Genomic DNA, 20,774 nt, shown 5'->3' with positions numbered 1-20,774 from the left:
CAACTCGGCATATACATAGTACTAGCTCCTTCGAAAGAATGACATCGTATGAGAGGGTGATTAGACTATGCAAGCAGTAGTACTTTCCTCCTTTTTTCCGCCAGAACTCCCGACCATATTGCTTCGGCTCTTTCTTGCTTTTTTAGCAGGTGCCATCATGGGATGGGAGCGAGAGAGATTTATAAAGGATGTGAGTAGGCAAAGAGGTGCTGGTTTTCGAACGTATAGTCTCGTTTGCTTTGGTTCGTGTCTTTTTGGACTAGCTTCTATATACGGTTTTTCTTCGAGTGGCGTAAATCATGATCCGGGGAGGGTAGCTGCACAAGTCGTGACGGGCATGGGATTTTTGGGAGCAGGAGCTATTATTAAATTCAATGGTTCGGTGAAAGGCCTGACGACGGCAGCAGGGATGTGGGTTGCTTCAGCCATTGGTCTAATGTTCAGTGCAGGGATGTATGTCGCTGCGATTGTTGCCGCGATTTTTTCGTACCTGACGTTAGACTTTCATAGACTTTTTCCTCGATTGTTTTCTGTCACCAAGATTTCACATCCTACTGATGAGAGCATTGGAAGTGATGAGAGGTCAAAGCACCGTGACGATCGCGATTTTTATGCCGAAGATCACGATTGATGTTTCACGTGAAACGTTTTTCGCTAGCAGGAATTGGACGAATCTTGCAGAATTACATATATATAAATGAACCTGAAGAAAGCGTGTAGGGAAAGAAGATTAGGTCAAAGGAAATTTTACAAACCGACCGGATGGGCAAGAAGAGTCTGTTAAGCAGTATGTACGATAGGGCTTGTGAAGCTTTTTTAAAAGTAGATGCATGCTGTCTCTAACGATGTAAGAGGAGGACCTATGTTAAAAGAGTAGGACTGGACTCACTTACGACGCCAATATGCCATTTTTCCTTAGCAGCAACAATCAAAGAACAAATTCAATCTGTCATATCCGGACAACGGATGGGCGAGGGATACAAATGTTTCGAGGGAGATTCTGTCGTTGATTGGACAGGACCTTTTTCAGTTTCAAGGACGTATTCAAAAAGCTGTCTTTTCAGCACGGAGAAAGTGGCGAGAAGCTGAAGAAGGAGCGGAATGTAGGGTAGCTACATGAGCACCGGAATTTAGAGGGTGAACGCTAGTTTCGTTGTCGCGCAATCTTTCAGGATTACTTCGTGATCAAAAATGACTTTTTGAACACCTCTTCAAAGACTTTAAAATAGCACGGATGGAACGGGTAGAAGTGGGGGATTTTTCTATGGCAGTTAAAGATTCATTTTCTCGGATTTTTGGCTTGACGGACAAGACAGATAACGAAGAAATCAAACAAATACCAGTTGAGGAGATTGTACCGAATCCATATCAACCTCGTACTGTATTTGATGACGAGAAAATTGATGAGTTGTGTCAAACGATACGAACTCATGGACTCATTCAACCGATTGTCGTACGGGTTCGCGATGGTCGTTATGAATTGATTGCTGGGGAACGACGTTTGCGCGCAACTAGAAAATTGGGCATGGAGAGGATTCCTGCGATTGTCAAAGAGTTTAACGACTCGCAAACAGCCTCTATCGCATTGATTGAGAATTTGCAACGAGAAGGTTTGACAGCCATTGAAGAGGCAGTCGCATATCAAAAGCTGATTGATTTGCACAATTTGACGCAAGAGAGTCTTGCTCAACGTTTAGGCAAAGGACAATCGACAATCGCAAACAAACTGCGCTTGCTCCATTTACCGCAAGAAATTCAAGATGCATTGTTATCTAGACAAGTAACAGAGCGTCATGCAAGGGCTCTGATTCCGTTAAAAGATCCTGAATTACAAAATAAAGTCCTGCTTGAGATTTTGGAGCGGGAATGGAATGTGAAACAGACGGAAGTGCGCGTAAAGCAGCTTCTAGAATTAGCTGAGAACCCTAAATCGGAAAAAGATGCGAAGCCTCGCTGGAAAGCATTTTCAAGGGATACCCGGATTGCGATTAATACCGTTCGGCAATCAATCGATATGGTGATTCAGACGGGCCTACCTGTAGAGACGGCGGAAGAAGACCTTGATGAATTCTATCAATTCACTATTCGTATTCCGAAAAACAAAGAAACAGGGAAATAAATGATGGTAACAAAAATGGCGACAAGGTCGCCTTTCTTTTTGGGCAAATGCTGATTCTTTATAGGAAAATGGGGCTTTCGGCAGTATTTAATTTCCAAAAATAAGCATTTTTCGTAATGAAGCTAGGAAAATCTGCTTTTTCGGGACAAAAATAAGGCTTTTTTGTCTCTCTGTCTAAAAAAAACAGCGTACGACCAAGCTGCAAATCTGATAACATGGAGAGTACCAACCTGTGCATACTTGCAGGTTTGCTCGATAATAAATGAGGATAACTTTGCAGAGACTTTTTCGTCTTATCATGTACAGGCCATGTAAAGGTTACTGAATGGCAGCGAACGAAGGAAAGCGTATAAAAGATCATCGTTTTACAAGAATACGAGCAAATCGTAAATAGACTCGAATGACTAACAAGATGAGGATACAGAAGATGACTTTGAAAGACGTACTGGAGAGTGTACTGGTCAAGCCACAAGCTTTCCTACACGACAAAAAAGAGGTGGAGAAGTTGGGAAAAATCATTGCGGTTGCGAACCAGAAAGGCGGCGTCGGGAAAACGACTACGTCCGTCAATCTAAGTGCTTGTTTGGCCGCATTGGGGAAAAAGGTACTGCTGGTTGATATTGATCCGCAAGGAAATGCAACCAGTGGGATCGGGGTAAATAAGGCAGATGTTAAGTACTGCATTTATGATGTCCTGATCAATGATATCAACCCCGTCGATGCGACTTTGCCAACTGAAATTGAAGGATTAATGATCATTCCTGCCACCATTCAATTGGCAGGTGCGGAAATCGAGCTGGTTCCTACGATTTCTCGTGAGGTTCGTCTGAAAAAGGCGCTGGAAGTTGTCAAGGACAAGTACGATTACGTCATTATCGATTGCCCGCCATCCTTAGGGATTTTGACCGTTAATTCTTTGACAGCATCTGATTCCGTCTTAATTCCAATCCAGTGTGAGTACTATGCGCTAGAGGGATTAAGCCAACTGTTGAACACCATTCGTTTGGTCCAAAAACACTTAAATTCACAGCTTGCCATCGAAGGTGTCGTGCTGACGATGCTCGATGCACGCACGAATCTCGGTTTGCAAGTGATAGAAGAAGTGAAAAAGTATTTTCAGGACAAAGTATACAAGACAATTATTCCTCGAAATGTTCGCTTGAGTGAAGCGCCGTCACACGGACAAGCCATCATTACGTACGATCCACGCTCACGAGGAGCGGAAGTCTATACTGATTTGGCGAAGGAAGTGGTAGGGGTATGAGTAGAGGATTGGGAAAAGGGCTGAATGCGCTTATTACTTCCAATCTCATCGAAGAAGGGGAACAAGTAAAAGAGGTTTCCATCAATGAGATTCGTCCTAACCCTTATCAGCCCCGGAAAGAATTCGAACAATCAGCTATAGATGAGCTGGCACAGTCAATCAAAGAGCATGGGATCATCCAGCCGCTGATTGTTCGGAAAAGCATCAAAGGTTATGAGCTGGTAGCTGGGGAAAGACGATTGCGTGCTGCAAAGGTAGCGGGGTTAAAAGAGGTTCCGGTAGTAGTAAAGGCGTACACAGATCAGCAATTAATGGAGATTGCCCTGATTGAGAACTTGCAACGGGAAAATCTGAATCCACTTGAAGAGGCCGAGGCTTACGACAAGCTGATTTCTCACCATGAGTATACGCAAGAACAGCTTGCACAAAAGATAGGGAAGAGTAGACCGCATGTAGCCAACATGTTGCGTTTGCTGCAACTGCCAGAGAAGATCCGAAAAATGGTCTCGGCAGCCGAACTATCCATGGGACATTCGCGTGCTTTGCTAGGCGTAACGGATAAGAAAGTACAACAACAGCTTGCAAATGACGTGGTGGAAAAAGGATTGAGTGTTCGTCAGCTGGAAGAGCTTGTGAAGCAGCTCAATGTTTCACGTGAAACAAAAAAGAAAAAGCCAGCGAAAAACGAGCCAGTTTTGATCGAGATGGAGGAACGGCTACGCAGTCGTTTTGGAACATCGGTCAAGATTAAAAAAGGATCAAAGCGCGGCAAGATCGAGATTGACTTCTATTCACAGGAAGACTTGGAGCGAATCATCGATATGTTGAATATAGAGAAGTAAGTCCAGGAGGTAGTCATGGCGATCATCTATTTGGATAACGCAGCTTCTACATGGCCGAAGCCACCAGCAGTCAAAGAAATGATGGCAGAGGTCATCGAGGATTTTGCTGCAAATCCTGGCCGAGGTGGACATGCACTGGCGATGAAAGCGAGTAAAGCTGTGTTTCGAACACGGGTGCAAGTGTCGCGGTTGTTTGGGATTCAAAACCCGAATAACCTCTTTTTTTATCTCAATGCCACTCAAGCGCTTAATCAGGCGATAAAAGGATTCCTACAAGCAGGCGATCATGTTATTTCTTCGTCTATCGAGCATAATTCGGTAAGACGTCCCATCGAGTACATGCGCAAAAACAACCAAGTAGAGGCTACTTTTGTAGAGCCAAGAGAAGACCATCAATTTTATGTAGAGGATTTTGCCAAGGCAATTACGCCCGCGACACGGTTAATCGTTGTAAGTCATGCTTCCAATCTGACAGGTGTCATCCTGCCTGTAGCCGAGCTGGGGAAACTGGCAAAAGAGCACAGGATTACGTTTTTGGTGGATGCTTCTCAGTCTGCTGGTGTTTTGCCTATAGATGTAGAGGCAATGAATATTGATATGCTTGCTTTTCCAGGGCACAAAGGGCTGTATGGTCCACAGGGTACAGGTGGTTTGTACGTGAGAAGTGATATTGATCTCGAGCCTTTGATTCATGGGGGGACAGGCAGTCAGTCTGAAGCGATCGATCAACCGACAACTCGTCCAGACCGATACGAAAGCGGGACCCTTAATACAGTTGGTTTGGCAGGGCTGCAAGCAGGCGTTGATTTTGTCATGGAAAAAGGTGTGGACAACATTCGTCAGCATGAATGGGAATTGGTGAAGCAAGCGATAGTTGGATTGCAGCAGATCGAGGGTGTACATGTCTACGGACCGGGGATTGAGACCGAACGTGTAGGCGTGGTTGCTTTTAATATCGGAGAGGTGGATGCAGCAGAGGTGTCGTTTATCCTGGATCAACAATACGGGATTGCGACCAGATCGGGTTTTCATTGCACGCCACTGGGTCACCAGACTGCCGGTACCGAACAACGTGGAGCGGTTCGAGCCAGCTTTGGAATTTTCAACTCAGAGAAAGATGTAGAAGCGCTTCATAACGCTGTTCGGGAAATAGCAGCAGCGTTTGTGTAAGGCATCTGTAGGGGGACAGCGCAAGTGATCTTGCTGGGAACATTGGTCAACGCCGGAGCAATCATCTTAGGGGCATTGTTAGGCAGAATGTTGAAGCGAATTCCGGAATCGATGCGACAAACCGTCATGCAAGGAATTGCTCTGGCCGTATTCATATTGGGCATTAAAATGTGCCTGGGTTCGGACAATTTTTTACTCGTGATCATCAGTATTGTGCTAGGAACAGTACTAGGTGAATGGATTGGGATTGAAAAAGGCTTAAACAATCTTGGGCACTGGCTGGAGAGGAAAGTTGGGGGTAGCCAAGGCAGTATCGCTACTGGTTTTATCACGACGACGCTGGTGTACTGTATTGGAGCTATGGCTGTACTGGGTGCATTGGACAGTGGTTTGCGCAACAACCATGATGTACTGTTTATGAAAGCATTGCTAGACGGATTCTCTGCGATCATTTTCACCTCGACGCTAGGAATCGGAGTCATCTTTTCGGCAGTGCCCGTGTTTTTATATCAAGGTATGATTGCGTTATTATCTACACGCATTTACAGTGTGGTGAGTGAAACGATGCTAGATGCGATCCTGGTAGAAGTAACGGCAGTAGGTGGCTTAATGATTATTGCCATTGGGTTAAACGTTTTGGAGATCAAAAAGATAAGGGTAGCCAACATGATGCCAGCATTAGTGATCGCAGCAGTGGGAGTTCCCTTTATGGATTGGATTTCAAAGCTGTTTTCATAGTTGGGACAGAGGCTCTTCCTTCGGGAGGAGTCTTTTTTATGAAAATCAACTATCATCGATAAAAATAGCATGCGATAATATGATACAAAAACTTGATTTGCAAGCAAGTATGGATAAGTGGGACGGGACAGTACAGTACGACAGCATGTTTGGGGAGAGAATTACTATGTTGGGTGTGATCGTCAATCCTGTATCCGGGAATGGTACAGGATTGAAAGTATGGAGGCAAATTGAGCCGATGCTACGACGTCTAGGAGCGCCTTTTCATGTCAGGCTGACATCAGGAGAGGGGGAGGCCGAAAAATTATCAAAAGAGCTGATTCAAAAAGAGGGAGTAAATAAAATCATTGCTGTCGGAGGGGATGGAACCGTCCGAGGCGTGATAAACGGCATATATGAATCGAAACAAGATTGTCGATTTGGATTGGTGCCGGCTGGTTCCGGGAATGATTTTGCTCGCGGACATGGAATTCCGATGAAACCGTTACAGGCATTAGAGCGAATTCTGTCGGAAAAAGGGGAAAAGCGAATCGATCTGATTTTATTGAACGGAAAAGTAGCTGTGAATTCAATCGGGGCCGGATTCGATGCACAGGTAGCAAAGATAACGGATCAAGCTGTGTACAAAGCTTGGCTGAATCGGTACAAGCTAGGAGCACTCGCCTACATAATATCGGTGATTCGCGTCGTATGTACGTATCAGCCACGTGACATTGTACTGAACGTTGATGGTGTTGAGGTTGGTTTAGAGGCTGTCTGGCTAGTTGTCGCTGCCAATATTCCGAATTACGGAGGCGGAATGCTGATCTGTCCCGATGCTATACCGGACGATGGCATTGCGGACATTTGCGTAGTAAGTGGCGTGAGTCGACTCGGATTGTTAGCCGCTTTTCCGAAAATATTCACAGGAGCTCACCGTCATCATCCGGGTGTCCGTTTTTATAGGGGCAAGCAGGTAACGATACAAGCAGCAGGACAGCTGCCTGTCCATGCAGATGGAGAAAGCGTAGCGCCAACGCCGATCAGCGCCCAAGTGATCGAAAAGCGCCTGACGATTTTTGTGTAAAAAAAAATAGATCTGTTATCCGTTGAGGGAGAGAACAGATCGAAAAACAAGTTTTCCAAAGAGGGATGGAACCTTTTGCAGGGAAAAACGGTCAATCATATAAGACACTATCGAATCGACTAGGCGTAGAAGCCAGTGTTACGGCTTTTGCCAGTCCGGAAGCTATGATATCTGCCATGTTCATGACGATGGAGAGGCGGGTATTTTGAAGGACAAAATACTCCATGAAGCCTCCTACGTTAACAATCCCGGTAATGTGGAAGGAACCAACAGGAGGCAGCTCTTTTTTTACACCAGCTCCTGGTTTTAGTGGACCATTAATCACATTGATGTTTCCGACGTGGCTAAATTGACCTAAACAGGCATCGACTGCAATGAGTGTAGCTGTCGGATGATTCGTGTGGATGAGCTCTAATTTTTCCTTAAGATTCATGGCGTGTACAGGGTCCTCAAGCGTTCCGTATACTTGCAAAAAACGAGGAGACTGTGCGATGAGCTTGGTTCCTACTAATGGGCCTAGAGCATCACCAGTAGAACGGTCTGTCCCAATACATACAATGACAAGGTCGTCATCGAACCGATTTAAGCGAAAGCGCTGGGCAAGGTGACCGGCGAGATGCTCGTCTGCGTTTTCACTGCGGTATTCCACTTTAAAAGGTGGCAAAGAATAATCCTTGCGATTATCGGATGTACTCATGGAAACCCCCACTCTTGCCGACTTGGCTTAAACCAACCTGTAAAAGGTTATATAAAAGTATTCACAGTATCGTACCGATATGACATTTTTATACCTGCTAATGGGAAAGTTACGTAGGTTTTGAAAACTCAGCGAGGCTGGCAAGCATGAAAACGAACAGGTAAAATAAGAGGAGACTATGGCAGTTTACGTGAAAAAGATGAGGGGGAGTGAAATGGGAGGAGAGACAGTGCTGATCGCGTTTGATTCCACGCAGCAAGCCTTGCGGGCAGAAATGCTGCTGGAGTACGAAGATATTGAGATCGATACAAGACCTACGCCGAAAGAAATAACGGCAGGCTGTGCCCTTTCCATTGAGTTCCCACTGTCGGATTACTCACGAGCGAAAGCGATCATGATGGAACAACAAGTGGTAATACGAGGATACTTCCGTCAGTTTTTTGGCCAGTATAGCGAGGTCGACGAAAACGGGGAGCAGAAGGAGCGGGAGGAATGAATCAAGCTGGTTTTTTTGAGAAAATGTATGCCCAAGTATATGCGTATGTGACAGATGCCGATATGTGGGTAAATATAGGGATGGCTGTACTGAAAATCGCAGCGATCATCCTGTTATCGCGAATCGTCGTTTCCGTTGTGCAATCAGGTGTAAATAAAGTGTTCCAGCACCGCCATGGAAGCAAGATTCAAATGGATCAACGCCGAGTGGACACGATGCGGGTGCTCGTCAACAATATCGTTCAGTACAGCATTTACTTTTTGGCGATTCTCATGATCTTGCAGCTGTTGGGCATTGATTTGCGCCCTGTTTTGGTAAGCGCAGGGGTACTGGGGCTGGCAGTCGGTTTCGGGGCGCAGAGCCTCGTGCGTGATATCATTACGGGATTCTTCATTATTTTTGAGGACCAATTTGCTGTCGGAGACGTCGTAACGATCAACAATTTGACGGGCACGGTGCAGGAGATTGGTCTGCGCATTACAAAGGTGCGAAGCTGGACGGGTGAGGTACACATCTTTCCAAACGGCACGATTAATCAAGTGACGAACTTTTCTTTGCAAAATACGTTAGCGGTTGTAGACGTATCTGTAGCGTATGAAGAAGATCTAAACCAAGTTGAGTCTGTACTCAAAGAAGTATTGGCATCGGCTCAAACGGAATTGACGGATATCGTAGCTGAGCCACAGATTTTGGGAGTACATGCACTGGGACCTTCCGAAGTTATCATCCGGGTTACGGCTGAATGCAAGCCGAACACGCATCACGGGGTCAATCGAAATTTGCGTGCGAAGATCAGAACGGAATTAACCAACAGAGGCATTCAAATTCCGTATCCAAAAATCGTCGCGGTATCTGGAAAGGGAACAGTGTAGAGAGGAGAAAGAGAAATGGAACGCAAGCAATTTGGACTGGGGGATGTCGTACAGATGAAAAAGCCACATCCATGTGGCACGAATGCGTGGAAAGTCATACGCATGGGCATGGATGTGCGAATCAAATGTACGGGTTGCGATCATAGTGTGATGATTGGACGACTAGAATTTGAACGCAAGCTGAAAAAGATACTGATTCGCGCGGAGGAAGAGCCGCAAGCATAGACCATATTTCTTTGATCAACCTATCTGTCTTTTTCTACAATGCCTGTAAACGATGAAGCGACGCGCTTATATGCTTCAGGAGGCGGCTTTGTCGTTTTAGACGGGAGGGGTTCGATGAAAAAGATGAGTGTTCGATGGGTGCAATGGGTAGTAGTGCTTGTGTTTTCTTACTTCCTTCACAGGAAGCGTGGGCAAAGTCGGCAAACGAATGGGGAGTGAGAATATCCCCAGCTGACAAATCGGCGGAAATGGACCCGGATCAAATCATAACACTGACATTTTCGGGGCCAGTTTCGTTAAAAAATGGGCAAGAGCTCTCCGACAAGTCTGGTCTCTCGATCATTTCGCTCACGGATGCGAAAAAAAAGAAGGTTCGTTTTACGGCAAAATGGAACAAAACAGATCGAAGCATGACGATTGATCCGGTAGGAAATCTGGAAGCAGGGGCTTCCTATCGAGTAAGCTTGCTGGCCAAAAAAGTGAAGGATCAGCGAGGCAATTTGAATCCAGAGCTGACCAGCACGTTTCAAACGAAAAAACCTGTGGATAACATCGCTCCACAAGCAGTCTTATTACCCGGTCACGGGGCTAAAAATGTAAAGCTCCAGGATAAAGTGACTCTCCAGTTTGCAGAAGAGATTGCTTTGGTAGGTGGTGGAGTTCTCTCCAGCAAAACGGCCGGGCCATTAGTTCGTGTGACAGATGAAAAAGGGGCTATCGTTCCGCATACCATTACGTGGAACAAAAGCAAGCGGATGTTGTCTGTGAAGCCAAAAGGAAAATGGCAGCCACATACGAGATATCAGGTAAGCCTCATTGCGGGTTTGGTAAAGGATACAGCGGGTAATCACAATCAAGCGCAGTGGATAACTTTTCAGACCGGGTCGAAATAGTCGAAGCATGTGGGTAAAAAAAAGGATGCAGCCAATATAGGCGCATCCTTTTTTTCCTTTTGTACGATCAAATGTATCTCCCGGTGATGGTACTTAGGTTATGACTGATCATTATCCCTAGGCTGCATTGCCTTGGCTATGATCTATGTGGAATTGGAGAAGGTAAGGCTGCTGAGGATGCAAGCTTACCTTCAGATAGGCTGGATGGCAGCGGAGTAGGTTAGTCGCAGTCGCAACCTACGATAACGAGAAGGATGAACAGAACCAAGATCAGCGCGAAATCGTCGAAGCCGTTAAAGATACCCACTTGCTAACACCTCCTACCGTAGTTTCAATACTCATGCTATGTAGGAACCCACTAGGAGGTATAGGCGGATGCCCCAGTTCCAAGGAAAATAAGTTATTCACAGCATATCCACAGAAAATGTGGACAACTTTTTGCAGGAAAAAGGAGTGTCTGCAGACGTTGAGGGGAATAAAAAGTTGTTAGCAAATACTTATCCACAGATTTATCCACAAAAGTGGATTTTCTCTGGATAAATTGACGATAGTTATTGAATATTTGAAAAATTTTTATTAGTAAGAAGGAATTTGGCAGGTGAAAATATAATTACACACTTATAATTTTGGCAAAAATAGATAGAAGAAAAGGGGCGATTGAGATTTGAAGAAGCAAGTATTTGCATCAGTTACGGCTTTGGCCATTGCATTGTCGACAGTATCCGTACCATTCATTCCTTACAGCGCGCAAGCGGTAGCTCTTGCTGCTGAGAAGCCTTCTTATCAAACTCGCGCTGAGATCCCAGATGCGTACAAGTGGAAGCTGGATCATATTTATCCGACTGTTCAGGAATGGGAAAAGGATGTTGCTAAGGTTGAATCTTTGGCAAACGCTTTCACGAAGCACCAAGGCAAGCTGGGTACATCTTCTGCTGCGATGCAGGCGGCATTCGATGACTATGTTGAATTGATGCGCTTAAATGACAAAGCATACGTGTACGCAAACATGTCTCTCGATGTAAACTCCGCGAATCCTGATCTGCAAAAGCTGGGAGACCGCGCTGAGAAAATGTACACGCTTGTCACGGAAAAAACCTCGTGGGTACAGCCTGAAATCGTTGCGATTCCCGATGACAAAATAAAGAGCTTGCTGTCCGAAAAGGAGCTTGAGCCATACAAGCTGTTTATCGAAGACATGCTGAGAACGAAGCCGTACTCACTCTCTGCGGATATGGAGCAGCTCTTGGCGAAATCGTCTCCGTTGGGCAGTGCACCGACCAATATTTACGGCATGCTGTCCAAAGACGTGAGGTTCCCTAAAATCAAAGATGAGACAGGCAAGGAAGTTCAGTTGACCCGTGCCAATTTCATTTCCTATCTGGAAAGCAAGGATCAAAATGTGCGCAGAGAAGCGTTCAAGGCGTACTATGGTGCACTGATCAATTTCCAAGACTCGTTTGCGTCGACGTTGGCTGCGAAAGTAAAGGGCGATAATTTCTACGCAGCTGTACGCAATTACGATTCTGCGCTGGAAGCAAGCCTGACACCGAACAACGTACCGACGAAGGTGTATGATGAGCTGATTGATACGGTGAATGACAATCTGCCATTGCTGCATCGCTACATTTCTTTGAAAAAGAAAATGCTTGGCGTGAAGGAATTGCACATGTACGACATTTACGTGCCGATCGTTCCATCTGATGACAAATATATTTCCTTCGACGAAGGAAAGAAAATTGTTGTTGATGGGTTGCAGGTAATGGGTGATGACTATGTGAAGGCAATGTCTGAAGGCCTTGATGGCGGCTGGGTAGATGTCTATTCCACTGATGACAAGCGCACGGGTGCTTATCAATGGGGTGCTTATGATACACATCCATACGTACTGTTGAATCACCAAGGTACGCTCGATGATGTGTATACCATCGCCCATGAGATGGGACATGCCATGCAGTCCTATTACACGAACAAAAACCAGCCGTACATTTCGTCCAACTACCCAATCTTCACGGCAGAAGTGGCTTCTACCATGAATGAAACTCTGCTGTTCAAGAGCATGTACGCGAAGGCGAAGACGAAAGAAGAGAAGATGTATCTCTTGAATCACTATCTGGAAAACTTCCGTTCCACGCTGTTCCGTCAGACGCAGTTCGCGGAGTTTGAGAGAGCGATTCACGAGAAGGAGCAAGCTGGGGAATCTCTGAATGCGGAAGCGATCAAGAAGATCTACCTCGACATCAATAAAAAGTACTACGGGAAAGACATGGTTTCTGATGAGGAAATCGGTATGGAATGGGCACGTGTGAGTCATTTCTACAACTATAAATACTACGTCTATCAATACTCGACGAGCTTTGCCGCTGCACAAGCATTAGCGAAGCAAATCATGGATGAAGGTCAACCAGCAGTGGATCGGGTTCGCAAAAACTTCCTCGAAGCGGGTAACTCTGCTCCGCCTATCGAGGTGCTGAAAGCAGCAGGTGTGGACATGTCGACGTCCCAGCCAATCGAGCAAGCGATGGAAATCTTTGAAGAGACATTGAATGAGCTGGAAAAGCTGGTAAACGAGAAGTAAAGAAACGAATAATGCAAAACAAGCAGGCTCCCTTCCATTCAGGATAGGAGCCTGGTTTTTCGTGTATGTATTAATAGGCAATGCCGACACGCGCTCGTACGTATTCGGAGGAGGAAAGCTGTTGATACGTAAACTCCGCCGTATCGGGCACGGAAATTTGCATCCCATCTACAGGCAACTGGTGAGCCTCAACCCGGTAAGTGCCTGTATACTCGCCATCGGGCAAATACGTCGGACATACAATAGTCCAATCGAGTTCGGACTGTTCCAAGAGCGAGTATGCCTTGTGATGTTCCTCGGCAGCACGCGTCAATTTTTGTCTGGACTCACTGGATTGATAGCGGAGCAGGTCAGGAGAAACTCTGCTTTGCAAGATGCCAGCGGTGCCCACGGTAATAATGCGTGAAACGCCTTCTTGTTTCATTGCTTCAATAATATAGGGAGTTCCTTCGGATAACGTCGTCGCTTTATCTGTCCCGAGCGCGCTAATGACCGCGTCAACTCCATGCATGGCGGATGCAACATCTTTTTGATCGAGAACATTTCCGGTCAGGACACGCACATTTTCAGCAGCCAGATGAGGGAGCTTGTCTGCCGAGCGAACGAGAACGGTTATTTCATGCCCATCTTTTAATGCATAGTCTAGGATATGGCTTCCTACGCGACCAGTGGCACCAAGAAGTAAGAGCTTCATTTTTGTAGTCACCTCGTTACCTTTCCTTTTACCGTAGCAAACAGATTCTGTTTGTCTAGTCTAGCATTTCTTTTTTTGTCCCACCACCTGAAGCTATGATGAGCACAGGGGGAGACAAGTGAAATAAAGCTTCCACAAGGAGACAATTGTAATCTGAAAACCAAATCTATATACTTAAAAGGATATCAGGATGATGATAAGGGAGTGTATATAGATGGGTGCATCATGCGGGATTGTAGGTCTCCCTACAATCCGAGTAGTTAATCAGCATACCAGGTAATTACCACTTCAGATGCATTCGAAATATTTACATGATGAATGAGTTGCCGAATTGCATTTTTAGATTTCATACGGTCGAGAGACAATACATCATCAAGTAATCGTTTCACTTTCTGTTGGACGATAACCCCAGCGTTTTCCTGCTCCGATTTTTCCATTTCCTTTAGCTGCTCAAGCAAATGTTGTCGATCCTTTTCAATTCTTTCCTTGGCTTTTTTCAAATCATGAGCTGTAATCAAATCATCCTCATAAGCTTCAATCTGTCTTTGAGCTTTCAAATCCAATTTACGAAGGCGATCTTGAATGGAAGCTTTGTCAGCTCGCTTCTCCGAATTTGTTTTAGCGACGGTTATTTCCAGATCATTTGGATCGGCAATTGCAATTTTTTTGATTTCACCTATAACAGTAAATTCCAAGTCATCACGCAGAAGGTGATGGAAGTAGCAGCCACCTTTTTTCATGTAAGTATTGCATACATAGCGGAAGTATATATTTTTCCCATGCTTCGAATCTTTGCGTCCAACCATCTTTCCGCCGCAATGAGTGCAAACAAGCAGTCCTGTTAAGAGGTAATTTGTTTCGTCGACATATCTACTTGCAGATTGTTTGCGGGATTGGAAAATTTTTTGGATAGCATCAAAGGTATCACGATCCAAGATCGGTTCGTGGTGGTTTTCTATGCGAATCCATTCTTCCTCGGGACGGGTTAAAATCCGTGTGCCTTTCCGGTATGTACGATTGTAAACAAAATCCCCAACAAGTGTTTCTCGCTTTAACAGTTCACGCACAACTCTATCTTGCCACTGGTTACCATCCTTAGTTGTTATGCCTCTTTCGTTAAGACGTTTCGCAATTTCCCATGCCCCACGTCCTTCCAATGCCCATCTTGCCATTTGGTGAATAGCTAGTGATTCTTCCAGATTTATTTCTAAAGAGCCGTTCTTCACTTCGTAACCAAAGCAGGGCCTTGAAATGACCTTTTCGCCTTTCCTCGCGATTGATCGCATGTTATCTCGGACACGTTCAGAAATACGCTCACGCTCAAACTCTGCCACCATACCGAGCATTTGAAGCGTCATCCGACCGGCAGGGGTTGTCGTATCAAATGCTTCAGACGCAGATACATAACTACAATTGTGTTTTTCTAAATAATCGATCACCGAAAGTATATCGAACAGACGGCGCGAGAGCCTGTCTAATTTAGTTGTAATGATCAATGTGTATTTTTCCGTCTTTACATCACTTAGCAGGCGAGCAAGTTCGGGACGACGCAAATCTTTGGCGGAGTATCCGTCATCTTCATAGATAGTAGGAGCAGGCCATCCCATTGCTTTGCAATAAGAAATCAGACGATCGCGCTGCTCGTCAAGAGAAAATCCTTTTTCAGCTTGTTCTTCGGTACTTACACGTATGTAACCAGCTATACGCATATTCACTTATAAACGACCTCTTTTTCCTTTTTTCGTTGTATGGCTATCCTAAACATTTCTTTTGCTTCGTTACACCCATTAGTCGGATCGGCTTTCCGATACAAACTTCGATGGTAGGAAAGGAGTTTAAGATCATTTTTTGCTTGAATGATTCGACTTTTGATTTGATTATAACGCCGTAAGGCAAGTGAAACCGTAACATTGAACACATGTGCCCAATAATTAACGATATTCTTTTCATACAAAGGCACCTCAAGCTCCCGCACCATAAAGAAAGGGATCGCAGCATACTGCTGAAACAGAGATGCTTGTGTTTCCTGAAGATCACGAAATGTTTTAGGTAACACTTTCTGATTTCCAACATGACGGAGTGGGTGGCAAAGCTCATGAAAAAAATGGGATCGTTGAACAGGTTTGTCTAAACGGCTATCAAGGCTAATCAAAAATTCTCCAGTGTCATCGTCATCCCAATAAGCATGCGATCTTGTTGGTAGGTACAAGATTTCCCCACCAAACACCTCAGCGATACGGTGTATGTCAAGGTCGTTAGGTGTATAGATCGAGTGTGTAAAGTACATCTCGTTGATCCACTCTTCGAGAGGGGAAGTTTTGTAGTGTGTATAGTCCAAAATTAAAACCTCCTCAATCAACAAACATTTGTTCGGTTTATCGGTTAAAATTAATGCCCATTTTAGGGCATGTTTGTAGATTAGTTGCTATTTTCCTTTGCGTTCCTTTGCTTTCCGTTCTTTCATTCTCCTAAATAGCTCTAGGCTTTCTTTGAGGTAGTCCATTTCTTCCTCATCTAGTTCTTCCACTCCGCCATCGATAAAAGCCAAGCCTTGGACTGGGGCGTTCTCATTTTGAGGAATCCTTTTTGCTGTGGATGAGAGGGTGCTAGTTTCTTCTAAATAACCAGCTTTTTTAATTAGTTCGTTGTACTCTATTCCTTTGAGATATGGAGCGAGTGATTTTAGAGTCTCAATACTGGTTTTGTTTGTTCCAGCCTCAAGCCGATTGATCGTGGAGTGACTCACCCCTGATTTTTCGGCAAGCTCTCGCTGACTCCTATATCCACTTTTTTCTCTCAGTTCAGCAAAGAAAATACCGAACTCTTTTAGGTTCATAGTCACATCACCATCCTCATCATAACAAAAAATGTTGCATTCATGAAACGTTTTTTGTATCATACGTGAAATTTGTTGTTGCAAGCATGTTACGACCGTGTTAAATTAATTGTGTAACAAGCGTGAGACAAGGGGGTGCAACAGTGAAGGTTCTTTTAAAACCCGGTGTACTTGATGATCTTAGGCATAAGTTGAAGTTTACTGACAAGAGATTTGCTGAATTCATAGGTGTTTCTAGAAGTCAGTTATGGCGTGCAAAACTTCCCCCAAGTGATAAACGCTTTTCCCTTGGAGAGGATTTTATCGCTAAAGTACTGTCAGCTTTTCCAGATCATACATTTGAAGACATATTTTTTTTGGATGATCTGTCACATTCGTGTGACAGCGGTGTTCCAGCTTGAAAGGAGTTAACTCATGAAAAAACAACGTCCACAAATCCGCGTTGTAGGCCACAGGGTTGTAAGTCGCAAAGATCCAACAAGGGTGCTGGGGGATCGCCCAGAAGATTTTCCATACTTGGTCGCGGCGTGTAAGGCTGCGATCGCAACGATGACGACCGATGAGGTTCACGTAGTGAAGAGGGTGGTAAATCAGTGAACTACTCCGAAATAAAGGCCCTGTATGAAACCACCAGCACCAAAGAAGCAAACGATCTGCTTTAAGAAGGCTGGACGCTATACGACGTCGAGAAGAAAAACGGACGGTACACGTTCCTTTTGGTGAAGCTGTAAAACTGCTCCGGGAAAAACCACACAACTGCATAGAGCGCCGAAGAGCGGGAGCGAGCGATTTGATCTGTGAAAGCAGGGAGCCGCGCCATAATACATTCCACCAAATCACCGGGTAAGGGTGAAAACAAGGTCAGGTGGGGGTCACTGCCAAGACTCGACGCTGCATGCAGTTGTGTGATGAAAGTGAGGTGATCAATTTGGATGAACTCGATCATTTGGTTAAAAGAATTGGCTGGTACACCAAGAAAGTCAAGGAATCAGCAAAATGGCCACGAGAGAAGCGAGAACGTCGACATCCTAAGCTTCTCGCTTACAAAGAAAAATTGCATGAACTGATCAGCAAAAGAAAGCCCTCGGCTCATATGGCTGCCGAGGGAGAGTCTGGAAAGTGAGCTTGGATTCATTGTACATCGAAAAAAAAATAATGCTGGTAAGGATGGTGCGAACACATGAGCGACTTTGGTAGACAGTTAGGTCAGTCACTTCAAGAGGCTGGCATGACACAGTTAGCCTTCGGTTTTGAAGCTAATGTAAGCCGAGAGGCAGTTTCTTCATACACCACGGGAAGAATTATGACGCCGCCCGATGTTAAGTCGAAAGCTGTACAAGTGACAAACAATCCGTTCTTAGCCATAGCAGCCGCTTATGAATCGACATCAGGTACAAGCCCGATACTTTTGGACGGCGACAATGTGGAACTAAACAGGCATACAGTGGTCGCTAAAACGGTTGAGGAAGTCGAAGAGCTGCTACTAGCCATAAGGAGGGCCCAATCCATCCTTTTAAAACCGCCATCCACATGGAGTACATCAGAAAAGCATCAGATTGAACACTTGATCCAAGAAACATTGGACGTGGTTACATCCACAACACACATGGCGGCGGTGATCACAAAAGAATCGAAGTTAGGCTGGATAGCTCAATGGACGAAACACAAAACAAAGCTTTTGAGCAAAGGTTTTATAAAAGTGATGAAAGGGGCATGACGTCATGAGTGATCAGTACATGGTTTTTGATAAAGAGCAACTATTCATAGTAATTGGAGCATTGGTAAAAGAAAAGGTCAGGTTTGACCGTGAGGGTGATGAATGGCAAGGCAAACGGATAATTTCAACAGCAAATACACTGTTTGAAATGTACTGCGGTAAGCCTGGTTATTTAGACGAAGAACAGCTTGAACAAACAGCAAAAGCATTGGAAAGAGCAGTCGAAGAAGGTAGGGGATTGTCAGACAGCAAGGCGTCAGAAGCTTTGTGGCTTGCTTCTCGACTACGTCAGATAAAGGCAAAGCGGGAGAGTCGATTTTTTAAAGCGCCTTATGTAATGGTGAAGGGCAAGCGGAAAGCGGTTCTCTTGAAAGCAAGAGAAGTTGCAGCATTCCTGAAATATGAAAAAACCGCCCGCGACGAACGGACGGCTTAGAAAAACACTGTATCAGAAGAATACCACAACAGTGTAGAGGAGGACAAGCCCATGAATGTGAACGATCGGTTGAAAGAAAAAGGTATCGTGTCCAATGAACTGCTAGGCGGTAAGTTTGACCGCATGGCGACCTATAAGACGGATGGTACTCTGCGGATCGAGGCAACGCCTGATTTTCAGGATGGTAAATGGATAGAAGGTCAACAAATTGTTTTGCAAAACTGGGACGAGATTGAGCGTCTACGCAACTTTCTAAATAGCTTGAAACCAGTAAAACAGCCAGAGGAGGTTGTGATCCATGCAGCAACTGCTTGATTTTCCGGAGCACGTCGAACGGACAGAGCCGAACAGACAGCGGCAATTGGAAGCCCTAGCTTTTGATGTCGATGACAGCGGGCTTGAATGGACGGTGCGCGATGTCATAGAAGAATTAGAGCTTTTGGTTGATGGGAAAGCAGTGATGGACCACGAGGATTTCATTGATGGCGTTAAAGAGCAAGCAAAGCGGTTGCTAAAGTAACGAACTACAAAAATTCATGGAGGAATGTTTGATGCCACACATTACTTATTCACATGCACAAACGACGAATAGTGAAATTGATGCACTCGAGAGATTTGAGCAGTTTCTTGATGACAGTCATGAGGAGATTGCGCAATACATCCATCATAAGCTTGTAGATTTCCATAGTGAGATTGATAACGAAGTTAATGAAATACTCTCAGAAAAACAGCAAGTTATTGATGAGCTTAGAGAACAAATCGAAGAGTTGCAAAGACAACTCGACGAACATCAATAACGCGGGCTTCGGCCCTGCGTGGAAAATTCGGTCGACCTTTCAAAATCTGAGAGTCGCACGTGAGCTGAGTTTTCCACGGAGGTTCGAACCTCCAAGTAATACATAGCGAGGTCAAGACGTGGCGTAGGCAAGGAACTACAACGGCTGCCGTAGAGGTTGGGACGGTGGCGCCTCGCGACCAAATCGAGAGGAGGTATGAAGAGTGGGACAAGTTGCAGAAATGATTCTATCTGGTTTGCTTTGCCAAGTATGCGGAGCATATATGGATGATTTTGAGGAGCCTGGCTATCCAAGAACTTGCGAGGATTGCCAAGAAGAAAAGTAAAAGACCCAGCGCTGGAACGCTGAGTCTTCGGTCTTAAAGCACGATTGGGAATCAAGTTAATCGTAGCTTATCAAGTGATTTAACACAAGAGGGAGTGGTTCTGTGGGAGCTTTGAAACTGGTATCCACGGAAAACATGCCGTATCAAGAATGGCTCCAGTTGAGAAAGAAAGGCTTGGGTGGATCAGACGCTGGCTCTGTCGCAGGTTTTAGCAAGTATCGTTCTCCAATTTCCGTTTGGCTCGAAAAGACGGGTAAGGTTGAGCCCTCACAAGAGGAATCACAAGCAGCTCGGTTTGGGCGAAAGCTAGAACCAGTTGTCGCTGATGAATTTGCTGAACGAACTGGATTAAAAGTCGAGCGAATTCATGAAATGCTCCAACATCGAGATTATCCATTCATGCTGGCTAACCTCGATAGATTGATCTACGAAGACGGGAAACAAGGAGTCTTAGAGTGCAAGACTGCTGATAAATACTTTGCTTCTGAATGGGACGACGAAAAGATTCCCGACCATTATTACTTGCAGGTTCAGCATTACCTCTCTGTAACTGGCCTACAGTTCGCCTACATCGCTGTTCTGATCGGCGGCAATGATTTCCGTCACAAGCGTGTTGATCGGAATGACGAGGTAATTTCCCATCTTATCAAAATCGAGTCTGATTTTTGGCGACTGGTTGAAGAGGATATTCCCCCAGCGATGGACGGGGCTGAGACAACAGCGGATATGATCAAGCAACTTTACCCAGAGTCTAACGGGCAAGAAATCATTCTTCCTAATGAGGCTATGGAGTGGCTTGACCAGTATCACGAAGCAGCCGCAAGGATCAAGGAATATGAATTACTGAAAACCGAAGCTCAGAACAAAATCATGTACGCCATGAAAGATTACGCCATTGGTTGGATTGGTGAAAAGAAAGTTACGCGTTCAGTAATTGCTGAGAAGCAAATGAGCTTTGTGAAAAAGGCACATACACGGCTTTACCTACCAAAATCATCATAGGAGGTCGAAT

At 45.0% G+C, this 20,774-nt stretch carries 29 protein-coding genes; 22 read left to right on the top strand and 7 right to left on the bottom strand.

Going from position 1 to position 20,774, the window contains the following annotated elements:
- The first annotated feature begins 67 nt into the window (after positions 1-67).
- Positions 68-631, top strand: a complete 564-nt coding sequence (locus EL268_RS32535; RefSeq protein WP_106656927.1) for an MgtC/SapB family protein — start codon at positions 68-70, stop codon at positions 629-631.
- 633 nt (positions 632-1,264) lie between these two features.
- Positions 1,265-2,119, top strand: a complete 855-nt coding sequence (gene noc, locus EL268_RS32525) for a nucleoid occlusion protein (RefSeq protein WP_106656926.1) — start codon at positions 1,265-1,267, stop codon at positions 2,117-2,119.
- 58 nt (positions 2,120-2,177) lie between these two features.
- On the opposite strand, the gene EL268_RS33100 is transcribed toward noc, so the two are convergent.
- The gene (locus EL268_RS33100) at positions 2,178-2,336 is read right to left on the bottom strand and encodes a hypothetical protein (RefSeq protein WP_164724563.1); all 159 of its coding nucleotides are present in this window, start codon (positions 2,334-2,336) and stop codon (positions 2,178-2,180) included.
- 288 nt (positions 2,337-2,624) lie between these two features.
- Here EL268_RS33100 and EL268_RS32520 point away from each other — a divergent pair, with 288 nt between their 5' ends.
- The 5 genes from EL268_RS32520 (at position 2,625) to EL268_RS32500 (ending at position 7,199) form a co-directional block, all read left to right on the top strand.
- Positions 2,625-3,383 carry a ParA family protein gene (locus tag EL268_RS32520; RefSeq protein ID WP_015894094.1) on the top strand — a complete coding sequence of 253 codons (759 nt, stop codon included), beginning with the start codon at positions 2,625-2,627 and terminating at the stop codon, positions 3,381-3,383.
- Complete coding sequence (locus EL268_RS32515) at positions 3,380-4,225, top strand: ParB/RepB/Spo0J family partition protein (RefSeq protein ID WP_106656925.1); 846 nt, start codon at positions 3,380-3,382, stop codon at positions 4,223-4,225. Before EL268_RS32520 ends, EL268_RS32515 begins: the two co-directional genes overlap by 4 nt.
- Positions 4,226-4,240: 15 nt before the next feature.
- Entirely contained in the window at positions 4,241-5,395 is a 1,155-nt protein-coding gene (locus EL268_RS32510) for an aminotransferase class V-fold PLP-dependent enzyme (RefSeq protein ID WP_106656924.1), read from the top strand.
- A 24-nt stretch (positions 5,396-5,419) separates the two neighbouring features.
- Complete coding sequence (locus tag EL268_RS32505; protein WP_106656923.1) at positions 5,420-6,133, top strand: DUF554 domain-containing protein; 714 nt, start codon at positions 5,420-5,422, stop codon at positions 6,131-6,133.
- A 166-nt stretch (positions 6,134-6,299) separates the two neighbouring features.
- Positions 6,300-7,199 carry a diacylglycerol/lipid kinase family protein gene (locus EL268_RS32500; protein WP_106656922.1) on the top strand — a complete coding sequence of 300 codons (900 nt, stop codon included), beginning with the start codon at positions 6,300-6,302 and terminating at the stop codon, positions 7,197-7,199.
- A gap of 91 nt (positions 7,200-7,290) precedes the next feature.
- Here EL268_RS32500 and yyaC read toward each other — a convergent pair whose 3' ends face one another.
- A complete protein-coding gene (gene yyaC / locus EL268_RS32495) occupies positions 7,291-7,896 on the bottom strand; it encodes a spore protease YyaC (RefSeq protein WP_106656921.1) in 606 nt (201 codons plus the stop codon).
- 214 nt (positions 7,897-8,110) lie between these two features.
- Here yyaC and EL268_RS32490 point away from each other — a divergent pair, with 214 nt between their 5' ends.
- The 4 genes from EL268_RS32490 (at position 8,111) to EL268_RS32475 (ending at position 10,382) form a co-directional block, all read left to right on the top strand.
- A complete protein-coding gene (locus EL268_RS32490; protein ID WP_026042915.1) occupies positions 8,111-8,392 on the top strand; it encodes a putative Se/S carrier protein in 282 nt (93 codons plus the stop codon).
- Entirely contained in the window at positions 8,389-9,264 is an 876-nt protein-coding gene (locus EL268_RS32485) for a mechanosensitive ion channel family protein (protein ID WP_106656920.1), read from the top strand. The genes EL268_RS32490 and EL268_RS32485 overlap by 4 nt, the downstream gene beginning before the upstream one ends.
- A 15-nt stretch (positions 9,265-9,279) precedes the next feature.
- The gene (locus EL268_RS32480) at positions 9,280-9,489 is read left to right on the top strand and encodes a DUF951 domain-containing protein (RefSeq protein WP_007720174.1); all 210 of its coding nucleotides are present in this window, start codon (positions 9,280-9,282) and stop codon (positions 9,487-9,489) included.
- A gap of 134 nt (positions 9,490-9,623) precedes the next feature.
- On the top strand, positions 9,624-10,382 hold the full coding sequence (locus tag EL268_RS32475; protein WP_232030196.1) for an Ig-like domain-containing domain: 759 nt from the start codon (positions 9,624-9,626) through the stop codon (positions 10,380-10,382).
- A gap of 220 nt (positions 10,383-10,602) precedes the next feature.
- Here the strand turns inward: EL268_RS32475 and EL268_RS32470 are convergent, their stop codons facing one another.
- Positions 10,603-10,689: a YjcZ family sporulation protein gene (locus tag EL268_RS32470; protein ID WP_017246824.1), complete on the bottom strand. Its 87-nt coding sequence runs from the start codon at positions 10,687-10,689 to the stop codon at positions 10,603-10,605.
- A gap of 357 nt (positions 10,690-11,046) precedes the next feature.
- Here EL268_RS32470 and pepF point away from each other — a divergent pair, with 357 nt between their 5' ends.
- Positions 11,047-12,957, top strand: coding sequence for an oligoendopeptidase F (pepF, locus tag EL268_RS32465; RefSeq protein WP_106656919.1), 1,911 nt, complete (start codon positions 11,047-11,049; stop codon positions 12,955-12,957).
- Between the two features lie 70 nt (positions 12,958-13,027).
- On the opposite strand, the gene EL268_RS32460 is transcribed toward pepF, so the two are convergent.
- The 4 genes from EL268_RS32460 to EL268_RS32445 form a co-directional block, all read right to left on the bottom strand.
- A complete protein-coding gene (locus tag EL268_RS32460; protein ID WP_106656918.1) occupies positions 13,028-13,651 on the bottom strand; it encodes an NAD(P)-dependent oxidoreductase in 624 nt (207 codons plus the stop codon).
- A 260-nt stretch (positions 13,652-13,911) separates the two neighbouring features.
- Positions 13,912-15,360: a recombinase family protein gene (locus EL268_RS32455; protein WP_211330273.1), complete on the bottom strand. Its 1,449-nt coding sequence runs from the start codon at positions 15,358-15,360 to the stop codon at positions 13,912-13,914.
- A 2-nt stretch (positions 15,361-15,362) separates the two neighbouring features.
- Positions 15,363-15,989, bottom strand: coding sequence for an ImmA/IrrE family metallo-endopeptidase (locus tag EL268_RS32450; RefSeq protein WP_106656916.1), 627 nt, complete (start codon positions 15,987-15,989; stop codon positions 15,363-15,365).
- Between the two features lie 87 nt (positions 15,990-16,076).
- Positions 16,077-16,571 carry a helix-turn-helix domain-containing protein gene (locus EL268_RS32445; RefSeq protein WP_126435511.1) on the bottom strand — a complete coding sequence of 165 codons (495 nt, stop codon included), beginning with the start codon at positions 16,569-16,571 and terminating at the stop codon, positions 16,077-16,079.
- Positions 16,572-16,630: 59 nt separating this feature from the next.
- On the opposite strand from EL268_RS32445, the gene EL268_RS32440 reads away from it, so the two are divergent.
- The 10 genes from EL268_RS32440 to EL268_RS32400 all read left to right on the top strand — a co-directional run bounded on the left by EL268_RS32440 (position 16,631) and on the right by EL268_RS32400 (position 20,764).
- Positions 16,631-16,888 carry a hypothetical protein gene (locus EL268_RS32440; RefSeq protein WP_056495772.1) on the top strand — a complete coding sequence of 86 codons (258 nt, stop codon included), beginning with the start codon at positions 16,631-16,633 and terminating at the stop codon, positions 16,886-16,888.
- A 13-nt stretch (positions 16,889-16,901) separates the two neighbouring features.
- Positions 16,902-17,084, top strand: a complete 183-nt coding sequence (locus EL268_RS32435) for a hypothetical protein (protein ID WP_056495774.1) — start codon at positions 16,902-16,904, stop codon at positions 17,082-17,084.
- A gap of 322 nt (positions 17,085-17,406) precedes the next feature.
- A complete protein-coding gene (locus EL268_RS32430) occupies positions 17,407-17,610 on the top strand; it encodes a hypothetical protein (RefSeq protein WP_232030618.1) in 204 nt (67 codons plus the stop codon).
- A 57-nt stretch (positions 17,611-17,667) separates the two neighbouring features.
- A complete protein-coding gene (locus EL268_RS32425; protein WP_106656914.1) occupies positions 17,668-18,204 on the top strand; it encodes a hypothetical protein in 537 nt (178 codons plus the stop codon).
- A 4-nt stretch (positions 18,205-18,208) separates the two neighbouring features.
- A complete protein-coding gene (locus EL268_RS32420) occupies positions 18,209-18,640 on the top strand; it encodes a hypothetical protein (RefSeq protein WP_106656913.1) in 432 nt (143 codons plus the stop codon).
- 51 nt (positions 18,641-18,691) lie between these two features.
- Positions 18,692-18,955: a hypothetical protein gene (locus EL268_RS32415; RefSeq protein WP_106656912.1), complete on the top strand. Its 264-nt coding sequence runs from the start codon at positions 18,692-18,694 to the stop codon at positions 18,953-18,955.
- Positions 18,939-19,160, top strand: a complete 222-nt coding sequence (locus EL268_RS32410; protein ID WP_106656911.1) for a hypothetical protein — start codon at positions 18,939-18,941, stop codon at positions 19,158-19,160. Before EL268_RS32415 ends, EL268_RS32410 begins: the two co-directional genes overlap by 17 nt.
- Before the next feature lie 31 nt (positions 19,161-19,191).
- Entirely contained in the window at positions 19,192-19,437 is a 246-nt protein-coding gene (locus EL268_RS32405; protein ID WP_106656910.1) for a hypothetical protein, read from the top strand.
- Positions 19,438-19,639: 202 nt separating this feature from the next.
- On the top strand, positions 19,640-19,762 hold the full coding sequence (locus tag EL268_RS33810; protein ID WP_269149383.1) for a hypothetical protein: 123 nt from the start codon (positions 19,640-19,642) through the stop codon (positions 19,760-19,762).
- 102 nt (positions 19,763-19,864) lie between these two features.
- The gene (locus EL268_RS32400; protein WP_106656909.1) at positions 19,865-20,764 is read left to right on the top strand and encodes a YqaJ viral recombinase family nuclease; all 900 of its coding nucleotides are present in this window, start codon (positions 19,865-19,867) and stop codon (positions 20,762-20,764) included.
- The last annotated feature ends 10 nt before the right edge of the window (positions 20,765-20,774 follow it).

This window comes from Brevibacillus brevis (genome assembly GCF_900637055.1).
Lineage (GTDB): Bacteria > Bacillota > Bacilli > Brevibacillales > Brevibacillaceae > Brevibacillus > Brevibacillus brevis.
Note: the sequence above shows the minus strand (reverse complement) of the source record. Positions and strands in the feature narration are given on the sequence as shown.

Excerpts from the sequence above, each read along its gene's own strand:
- EL268_RS32535 (WP_106656927.1), top strand. The coding sequence starts at position 68 with ATGCAAGCAGTAGTACTTTCCTCCTTTTTTCCGCCAGAACTCCCGACC.
- EL268_RS33100 (WP_164724563.1), bottom strand. The coding sequence starts at position 2,336 with ATGTTATCAGATTTGCAGCTTGGTCGTACGCTGTTTTTTTTAGACAGA.
- EL268_RS32435 (WP_056495774.1), top strand. The coding sequence starts at position 16,902 with ATGAAAAAACAACGTCCACAAATCCGCGTTGTAGGCCACAGGGTTGTA.
- EL268_RS32460 (WP_106656918.1), bottom strand. The coding sequence starts at position 13,651 with ATGAAGCTCTTACTTCTTGGTGCCACTGGTCGCGTAGGAAGCCATATC.
- EL268_RS32475 (WP_232030196.1), top strand. The coding sequence starts at position 9,624 with ATGGGTGCAATGGGTAGTAGTGCTTGTGTTTTCTTACTTCCTTCACAG.
- yyaC (WP_106656921.1), bottom strand. The coding sequence starts at position 7,896 with ATGAGTACATCCGATAATCGCAAGGATTATTCTTTGCCACCTTTTAAA.
- EL268_RS32415 (WP_106656912.1), top strand. The coding sequence starts at position 18,692 with ATGAATGTGAACGATCGGTTGAAAGAAAAAGGTATCGTGTCCAATGAA.
- EL268_RS32405 (WP_106656910.1), top strand. The coding sequence starts at position 19,192 with ATGCCACACATTACTTATTCACATGCACAAACGACGAATAGTGAAATT.
- EL268_RS32510 (WP_106656924.1), top strand. The coding sequence starts at position 4,241 with ATGGCGATCATCTATTTGGATAACGCAGCTTCTACATGGCCGAAGCCA.
- EL268_RS32420 (WP_106656913.1), top strand. The coding sequence starts at position 18,209 with ATGAGTGATCAGTACATGGTTTTTGATAAAGAGCAACTATTCATAGTA.
- noc (WP_106656926.1), top strand. The coding sequence starts at position 1,265 with ATGGCAGTTAAAGATTCATTTTCTCGGATTTTTGGCTTGACGGACAAG.
- EL268_RS32455 (WP_211330273.1), bottom strand. The coding sequence starts at position 15,360 with ATGCGTATAGCTGGTTACATACGTGTAAGTACCGAAGAACAAGCTGAA.
- EL268_RS32500 (WP_106656922.1), top strand. The coding sequence starts at position 6,300 with ATGTTGGGTGTGATCGTCAATCCTGTATCCGGGAATGGTACAGGATTG.
- EL268_RS32490 (WP_026042915.1), top strand. The coding sequence starts at position 8,111 with ATGGGAGGAGAGACAGTGCTGATCGCGTTTGATTCCACGCAGCAAGCC.
- EL268_RS32410 (WP_106656911.1), top strand. The coding sequence starts at position 18,939 with ATGCAGCAACTGCTTGATTTTCCGGAGCACGTCGAACGGACAGAGCCG.
- EL268_RS32485 (WP_106656920.1), top strand. The coding sequence starts at position 8,389 with ATGAATCAAGCTGGTTTTTTTGAGAAAATGTATGCCCAAGTATATGCG.
- EL268_RS32515 (WP_106656925.1), top strand. The coding sequence starts at position 3,380 with ATGAGTAGAGGATTGGGAAAAGGGCTGAATGCGCTTATTACTTCCAAT.
- EL268_RS32480 (WP_007720174.1), top strand. The coding sequence starts at position 9,280 with ATGGAACGCAAGCAATTTGGACTGGGGGATGTCGTACAGATGAAAAAG.
- EL268_RS32425 (WP_106656914.1), top strand. The coding sequence starts at position 17,668 with ATGAGCGACTTTGGTAGACAGTTAGGTCAGTCACTTCAAGAGGCTGGC.